The sequence below is a fragment of the Catonella sp. genome (genome assembly GCF_052169795.1).
Classification (GTDB): domain Bacteria; phylum Bacillota; class Clostridia; order Lachnospirales; family Lachnospiraceae; genus Catonella.
On sequence record NZ_JBQNBU010000100.1, the window covers coordinates 1 to 6,892 of the forward strand.

Genomic DNA, 6,892 nt, shown 5'->3' on the forward strand with positions numbered 1-6,892 from the left:
CTAATATAGTGGTTAGTGTTAAGTTTTCCTATGAACGGATACTAACTGGCACTAACTATTACATAATTACATATGGCATACAGAAAAAAAGGTGAGATAAAAAGAACTAGATTTCGAATAAATGTGAGGGATTGATTTTAGTTTACCTTATAAATTGCATGGAGTAAATTTACCATGAGGATGATATTGATGATGGAGAGAAAAGGTAAAGGTATATAAGCTGTCTGGTATTTGGAAGGCTTTTAATAAAGTGTGACAGAAAGTGCAGCATGGAGATTGCCTCATTAAATGTGGCAGGAATGTAGTTGCTGCTGTAGATAATATAGGGTAATAGTTCTTGAAAACAGAAGAAGCCGTGGAAAGAGTGACAGTAAAGAACCGATGAAATTAAGTATAAGCAAGGCAAAAAAAAATTACACCTGACAGATTAGGAAAAAAGAACAGTAAATGGTTAAAAACTAAATACAAATTATTCATACCATAGGTTACAGATCTCTTATTTTGCATATTACAGTAGGATAAACAGTTTTTAATCTGTGGCTATGGGGGGATATTACCCAATATCTTCAAAATATAGTAATTGTAGCCCTGTGGGATTACGATATTTCATAAGATGTTTCGTGAATAATTTGGACTAAATAACTGAGATAGCAATATAACCATCAGGGGCGGAGCTGATATTGGGAGTTTGTAAAGAGCTGGATTTAGCATAGAACTATAAAGAGCCGACAAAACGGGAATAACGCGGGTGGCGTAAAAACCACCTGTTTTATTGGCAATCGTTTTGTCGGTTTAATTTTTTTGCGTCTGTTTCCGTTTTTAGGCGGAAATGGAGAAATATGAAAAAGAAATTAGGACAGAAAATCAGAGAATACAGGCTTAAAAGGGGAATGACACAGGAAGAACTGGCAGAGAAACTGCTTTCAAAGAAATCAACAGTCTCAGAATATGAGAATGATAAGATTGATATAAAAATAAGCGTTCTGAGGGAAATAGCAAAAATACTGGGTGTATCACTCTCCCACTTTCTCTGTGAATCGGACGAATATATTGATGACGAGGTAATGCAGATGGCTATGGCATTAAAGCAGATAAAAAGCAGGGAGTTAAGAAAGGCAGCAATAAAACAGGTAATGATACTGGCTGAAATGGAATAAAGCCCTATTTTAAAAGTACGCTCCCACCGAACTTTGTTCGGTAATTGGGGAACGATTTTTCCTTAATGTTAACTTACAATAATTACTGTAAATAAGAGTAAGCCAAAGTGATTTTAACATAATCAGGAGGAAGCTAATAATGGCAGGGAATGATATTATTAAGTTATATATGAATGCAACACCAGCAAAGCGTGTAAATATAATAATTACACATTATACGGATATTGTTGACGGATATTGCCGAAGAGCAAAGCATTACTTATGAATCAGCACAGCAGAAAGTCCACAAGATTAGAAGAAGGCTAAAAGAACAGGTAATCAAATTTATGGATGGGAAACTGGAGGATATTGCATAATGGAAAATGTTAAAGAAAAACGCTGTTATACGGTAAAGGAGTTACAGGAAATACTTGGTGTAAGCAGATCTACAGTATATGACCTGTTAAAGAAAAATGAGTTCAGGTGGCTTCAGATTGGAACGAGTTACCGCATTTCAAAGAAAAGCTTTGATGAATGGCTCGATAATAAAATATGCACCGAATAAATTTAGAAGGTAAATTAGGGTTCTAAAGCTTTATAAAATACTGTGTTATATTATAAAAAAATGGAGGAATTAGATGCATATGCCAGATATAAGCAATGTCAATAATATAAGGATAAATCCTAGTGTAGATGAAAATATTGGGAAACAACGAGCAAAAAGAACAATGTCTGTACCTGAAATGAGAGCAATGCTTGGACTTAAAAAGACAGAAAGCTACTGGCTTGTGCATAGGAAATTTTTTAAGACTGAGATTATTGGTGGTAAGATGCGGGTGGATTTGGATAGCTTTGAAAAGTGGTATGCGAAACAGGTGAAGTATAAAAAGGTAAACGGTGAGAAACCAGGTGAGGAACTGCTAAAAACATCCTATTCATTCATGGATGCAGCAAATCTTCTTGGAATATATAATGCGGATCTATATTATATATGGCGGAAAGAAAAACTTGAGACAATTACTGTAGATTCTGTGAAGAGAATTCCTATAGATGTGTTTGAAAATTGGTATGAAAACCAGATTATGTATCGTAAAGTTTTAGAAAGATTTTCTCTCGCAGAGCTTGAACGGGATTATATCTCATTATGTGATGGTGCCACTCTTTTAGGAATTACGAAAGAAAAGCTGTCAGTTATTACTAGGGCAAGCAGGTTCAAGGATATGTTTGAAATAAGAGTTTTTTATAATAAGAAATGGATATCTAAAAAGAGTTTTCAAAAGTTTCTTAATGCACAGACTGTATATAAGATTGTAAATTCAGAAAAAAAGGAAGTACAGGTTGGAAAGAAAGAAGTTAGGACAAAGGACTTTATTGCAAGAGCTGAAGCTGCCACACTTGCAGGAGTTACAACAAGTACCGTTACTAAATGGCTAAAACTAGAAAGATTTCCATACAGGGGAGAAGGAAGGTCGCTCCGCATATATAGGAATGAATTTTTGAAATGGTTAAGTGAGTACAAGGGAGCATAAGGAAAGGCTGGTGCAGGATGGCATTTATAAGGAAGCGTAACAAGAAATTTAGTGTTGTATATAGGGTAAAGGGCGATAATGGAACTGAGAGACAGAAATCAGAAGGTTTTAATACCTTAAAAGAAGCAGAAGCAAGAAAAAAGGAAATTGAATATAAAAAATCAGTAGGACGGTTTATAATCCCTAAATGTACAAAGCTGAAAGAGCTGATTAACGAGTATGTGAAGATTTACGGACATAGTAAATGGGGAGTATCAACCTATGACGGAAATACAAGCCTTATAAACAATTATATCGTCCCTACAATAGGTGATACACCATTAAGTGAGATAAATATTCATTTTATGGAGAAATATTACAAAGAACTTCTTAAAATGCCTGCAGTCATAAGCACAAGAAATATTAAAGGAGATAAAAATATTACAGCTGCAACAATAAACCAAATTCATAAGATATTAAAGAGCTGTTTTAGGCAGGCGGTAAAATGGGAAATGATGGAAAAGAACCCTGCCACAGATGCAACCGTGCCAAAGCATAAGAGGGAAGAAAGGGAAATCTGGACTGCAGAAATGCTTATGCAGGCAATTGAAGCCTGTGACAATAAATGGCTGAAAGTAGCCTTCCATCTGGCTTTTTCAGCAACATTAAGGATTGGAGAGCTGTTAGGAATCACCTGGGACTGCGTGGATATATCGGAAGAGGCAATCAGGGAAAACAGAGCATATGTCCTTATAAACAAAGAAGTGGAAAGGGTATCAAAAACGGCTGTTGATGAGCTTGCCTCAAAGGATATTATCCTGACTTTCCCATCACAGAGAAATAATAACACCACAGTAAGGGTGCTTAAGACTCCGAAGACAGATTCAAGCGTAAGGAAGATATTCATTCCAAAGTATGTTGCACAGTACCTCTCAGAGATAAAGGCGGAGCAGGATGACATCATAGAAGCACTAGGCAATGAATACCAGAATTACAACCTTATTATGGCAACCACATACGGACTGCCCATAGGTGACAGTTATTTAAGGGGTAAGATGCAGAAAGTAATAGATGAACAGGGGCTGCTGGATGTAGTCTTCCACAGCCTCAGGCACACAAGCATAACATATAAGCTGAAACTTAGCGGTGGCGACATCAAGTCAGTACAGGGAGACTCAGGGAGCGGTTGTTAGGTTGTCATGCTCCGAAGGAGCATTGAGAACCTTATAAACCGTCCCTGCGATAGCTGTCCACGATTGGCGAGTGCGTAGCACGAAGACAGAGTGGAAAACAGCGAACCGCTGACATGCACAGGCTGATATGGTAACAGAAGTATACAGCCACATACTTGACGAGGATAGAAGAAAAAACGCACAGCTGATAGAGGATGCCTTTTATAATAAGAAAAACATCAATCCGGACATGAAGGAACAGATGGGAGAAAGCAAAGAGAATGAAAATAAGGTAACAATACCTGAAGGAGTGGATGCGAATCTTCTGATGAAGGTACTGGGTAATCCTGAGATGGCTGCATTACTTACAAGCCTTGCTAAGACTATGAAGGAGTAGGGATATAAGGAAAAAGAGCGATACTTTATGGATAGAAATATCTGTGGAGTATCGTTTTTAATTTTATAACGAGAGTTTAATGTTTCCTTAGGGAGCAAAATTAGTAAGCAGATATGGTTAAAAAATGGAGACGTAATATTATTTGATAAAGAATAATATACCTATACCATACAATCTATATGTGTTAAAATATATACAAACGGGTAAATTAATACAGATAAGATAGAGGAATAAGAAATGAGTGAAATCTTAAGAATTGATAAAGAATATGCTACATGGGTACAAGATATAAGCAAAAGATTCAAAAGAAGTCAGATAAAAGCTGCTACAGCAGTTAACAGTGAAATGCTTTTATTTTATTGGGAGCTTGGAGCGGATATAGTTGAGAAAAAAATGCTGTCAGGTTATGGCACCAATTTTTACAACAACCTTAGCATAGATTTAAGAGAGATTATTCCGGACGCCAAGTCATTTTCGCCAAGAAATCTGCGCTATATGGCAGAATTCTATGAATTGTATCACATGAATGGTGATACGTGTCATCCCAATATAAAAGATACAAGTGAAAATTTGCAACAACTTGTTGCAAATTTAGAGGATAACTATATTTTCAGAATTCCTTGGGGACATCATATTCAAATACTGACAAAATGTAAGGGAGATAAAGAAAAAGCCTTATTTTTCGTAAAAAAAGTTTGTGAGAATAATTGGTCCAGAGCAGTGCTTATAAATTTTCTGGATACTAATTTGTACGAGAGGGAAGGCAAAGCGATAACTAATTTTAATAAAACATTACCTGACATAGGAAGTGATCTTGCTAATGAAATAACAAAAGATCCTTATAACTTTGATTTCTTAGCTTTACGTAGTGATTATGATGAAAGAGAATTAAAAGATGCATTGATGAATAATATACAGAGTTTTCTGCTTGAATTGGGAAAAGGCTTCGCCTTTGTTGGAAGAGAATATCGCTTAGTTGTCGGGCAGTCGGAACAATTTATAGATATGCTTTTTTATAATATACAAAAACATTGCTATGTTGTTGTGGAAATAAAAATAAGGGCATTTGAACCGGGAGATATGGGGCAGCTTGGTACATATATAGCTGCAGTTGATGGGATTTTACGCAGCAATGGAGATAATCCCACCATTGGACTGTTAATATGTAAAACTAAGGATAATGTATTGGCTCAATATGCAACAAGTGCGATAAATGTGCCAATAGGCATATCAGAGTATGAGCTTAACAATATAATACCAGAGGGATATAAGAGCTCAATGCCAACAATAGAAGAAATTGAGAGAGAATTGAAGGATTAAATAGAAGATGTGTTAATGAGGTAATAACTCGGTGCAGTTATATAAATTAAATGTATTAAGGAGCATACTTACTTATGTTTAAAAAGTTTAATAATAAAGTATTTGAATGCTTAAATAAACAACATAATATCTTTGTGTTAGTAGGAAATGGATTCGATATATCAATTTTGAAAAAGTATAAAAAGGGTAGGATGAGTGGGAAGGCAACAAGTTATATAGATTTTTACGATTACATAACATATTATAACTTGTCTAATGATTCTAATATTTTATATAAAAAGATGAAAGAAGGGAAAAACTGTGGAAAAGAAAATTGGAGTGATTTTGAAAATATAATTAGTAGACTAATAAATAAAAGAGAATCAACGATTGAAGAAATAAAACGAGCTATGTTTGAATTTCAAGGGCATTTTACAATGTTCCTTAATGAACTGGTTGATTCAGATACTTTATTAGAATTAAATAAAGATGCAAGTGAAAAGAATTTATCAAAACAATCTCTTGGAGAATTTTTAAAAGACTTAGACGATAGCAACAAGGTTAAATTTACGAAAAAAATATATCACTATGACTTATTTTACTATGTAGTTGCTAATTTTAACTATACATCATTGTTGGATAACTATTTGTACTTAGACAAATTACAGTTTGATCCTCATTGGCATAGAACTGTCGATACAAATTTTTATTTTAAACCAAAACTAAACTCTAATAACGAATCTAACCCTACAGAGTACTCATCATATATCCTAACTGATATTATACATCCACATGGTATTCAAGATATTCCAAGGTCAATATTGTTTGGGATTGATTTGCCAGAATATGATAAAGGAAATTCAAGAGAAAAAGAATTGGTTAAAGGATACTGGAGTCAATATGATACAAAATACAAATCATACATGGAAGAAGCTGAATTATTTATAATATATGGAATGTCATTGGGAGTAACAGATGCCTGGTGGATGGATCAAATATTTGAGGCAATTTTAGAACGAGGTGTAGAACTCATAATTTATAGATATGGAAGTGAGAGTGAAGATAGTATAAAAGAGCTGTTTATTGACTGTTGTATTAGGCATAAAGATGATTCTGAAGAAAAGAAAAATAAAGTTAAAAATAATATCTATGTCGTTGTATTTGAAAAGAATGACACTTATTTTTTAGGGCTTGAAGATAAAAACCGTAATAATCTATCTTAATATTTATATTGATACATAGTGAGCTCCTGAAAGTATTGTAAAATTTAATGGTGAGGTCAATGAAAAACGGAAATACCATATCACCATAATTTAAAATTAAAATTAGGTGAATTGCAAAAGTAACTTCCATACCTAAGTTTAATTTTTTTATTTTAGA

At 34.2% G+C, this 6,892-nt stretch carries 7 protein-coding genes and 1 pseudogene; all 8 read left to right on the top strand.

Annotation, left to right across the window (positions count from 1 at the left end):
- Positions 1-839 precede the first annotated feature (839 nt).
- The 8 genes and pseudogenes from ACTTKP_RS10550 to ACTTKP_RS10585 all read left to right on the top strand — a co-directional run bounded on the left by ACTTKP_RS10550 (position 840) and on the right by ACTTKP_RS10585 (position 6,735).
- A complete protein-coding gene (locus ACTTKP_RS10550) occupies positions 840-1,157 on the top strand; it encodes a helix-turn-helix domain-containing protein (RefSeq protein WP_442553862.1) in 318 nt (105 codons plus the stop codon).
- A gap of 139 nt (positions 1,158-1,296) precedes the next feature.
- On the top strand, positions 1,297-1,422 hold the full coding sequence (locus ACTTKP_RS10555) for a hypothetical protein (RefSeq protein WP_442553863.1): 126 nt from the start codon (positions 1,297-1,299) through the stop codon (positions 1,420-1,422).
- Between the two features lie 90 nt (positions 1,423-1,512).
- Positions 1,513-1,701, top strand: a complete 189-nt coding sequence (locus tag ACTTKP_RS10560; RefSeq protein ID WP_442553864.1) for a helix-turn-helix domain-containing protein — start codon at positions 1,513-1,515, stop codon at positions 1,699-1,701.
- A 73-nt stretch (positions 1,702-1,774) separates the two neighbouring features.
- Positions 1,775-2,665 carry a helix-turn-helix domain-containing protein gene (locus ACTTKP_RS10565; RefSeq protein ID WP_442553865.1) on the top strand — a complete coding sequence of 297 codons (891 nt, stop codon included), beginning with the start codon at positions 1,775-1,777 and terminating at the stop codon, positions 2,663-2,665.
- 17 nt (positions 2,666-2,682) lie between these two features.
- Positions 2,683-3,837 carry a site-specific integrase gene (locus tag ACTTKP_RS10570; protein WP_442553866.1) on the top strand — a complete coding sequence of 385 codons (1,155 nt, stop codon included), beginning with the start codon at positions 2,683-2,685 and terminating at the stop codon, positions 3,835-3,837.
- Between the two features lie 112 nt (positions 3,838-3,949).
- A pseudogene (locus tag ACTTKP_RS10575) lies at positions 3,950-4,213 on the top strand (site-specific integrase); the annotation flags it as partial.
- A 237-nt stretch (positions 4,214-4,450) separates the two neighbouring features.
- The gene (locus ACTTKP_RS10580) at positions 4,451-5,533 is read left to right on the top strand and encodes a PDDEXK nuclease domain-containing protein (protein ID WP_442553867.1); all 1,083 of its coding nucleotides are present in this window, start codon (positions 4,451-4,453) and stop codon (positions 5,531-5,533) included.
- A 74-nt stretch (positions 5,534-5,607) separates the two neighbouring features.
- The gene (locus ACTTKP_RS10585) at positions 5,608-6,735 is read left to right on the top strand and encodes an AbiH family protein (RefSeq protein WP_442553868.1); all 1,128 of its coding nucleotides are present in this window, start codon (positions 5,608-5,610) and stop codon (positions 6,733-6,735) included.
- Positions 6,736-6,892 lie beyond the last annotated feature (157 nt).

What these genes read in the sequence shown, in the direction of transcription:
- ACTTKP_RS10550 (WP_442553862.1), top strand. Translation starts at nt 840, where the DNA reads ATGAAAAAGAAATTAGGACAGAAAATCAGAGAATACAGGCTTAAAAGG.
- ACTTKP_RS10555 (WP_442553863.1), top strand. Translation starts at nt 1,297, where the DNA reads ATGGCAGGGAATGATATTATTAAGTTATATATGAATGCAACACCAGCA.
- ACTTKP_RS10560 (WP_442553864.1), top strand. Translation starts at nt 1,513, where the DNA reads ATGGAAAATGTTAAAGAAAAACGCTGTTATACGGTAAAGGAGTTACAG.
- ACTTKP_RS10565 (WP_442553865.1), top strand. Translation starts at nt 1,775, where the DNA reads ATGCATATGCCAGATATAAGCAATGTCAATAATATAAGGATAAATCCT.
- ACTTKP_RS10570 (WP_442553866.1), top strand. Translation starts at nt 2,683, where the DNA reads ATGGCATTTATAAGGAAGCGTAACAAGAAATTTAGTGTTGTATATAGG.
- ACTTKP_RS10580 (WP_442553867.1), top strand. Translation starts at nt 4,451, where the DNA reads ATGAGTGAAATCTTAAGAATTGATAAAGAATATGCTACATGGGTACAA.
- ACTTKP_RS10585 (WP_442553868.1), top strand. Translation starts at nt 5,608, where the DNA reads ATGTTTAAAAAGTTTAATAATAAAGTATTTGAATGCTTAAATAAACAA.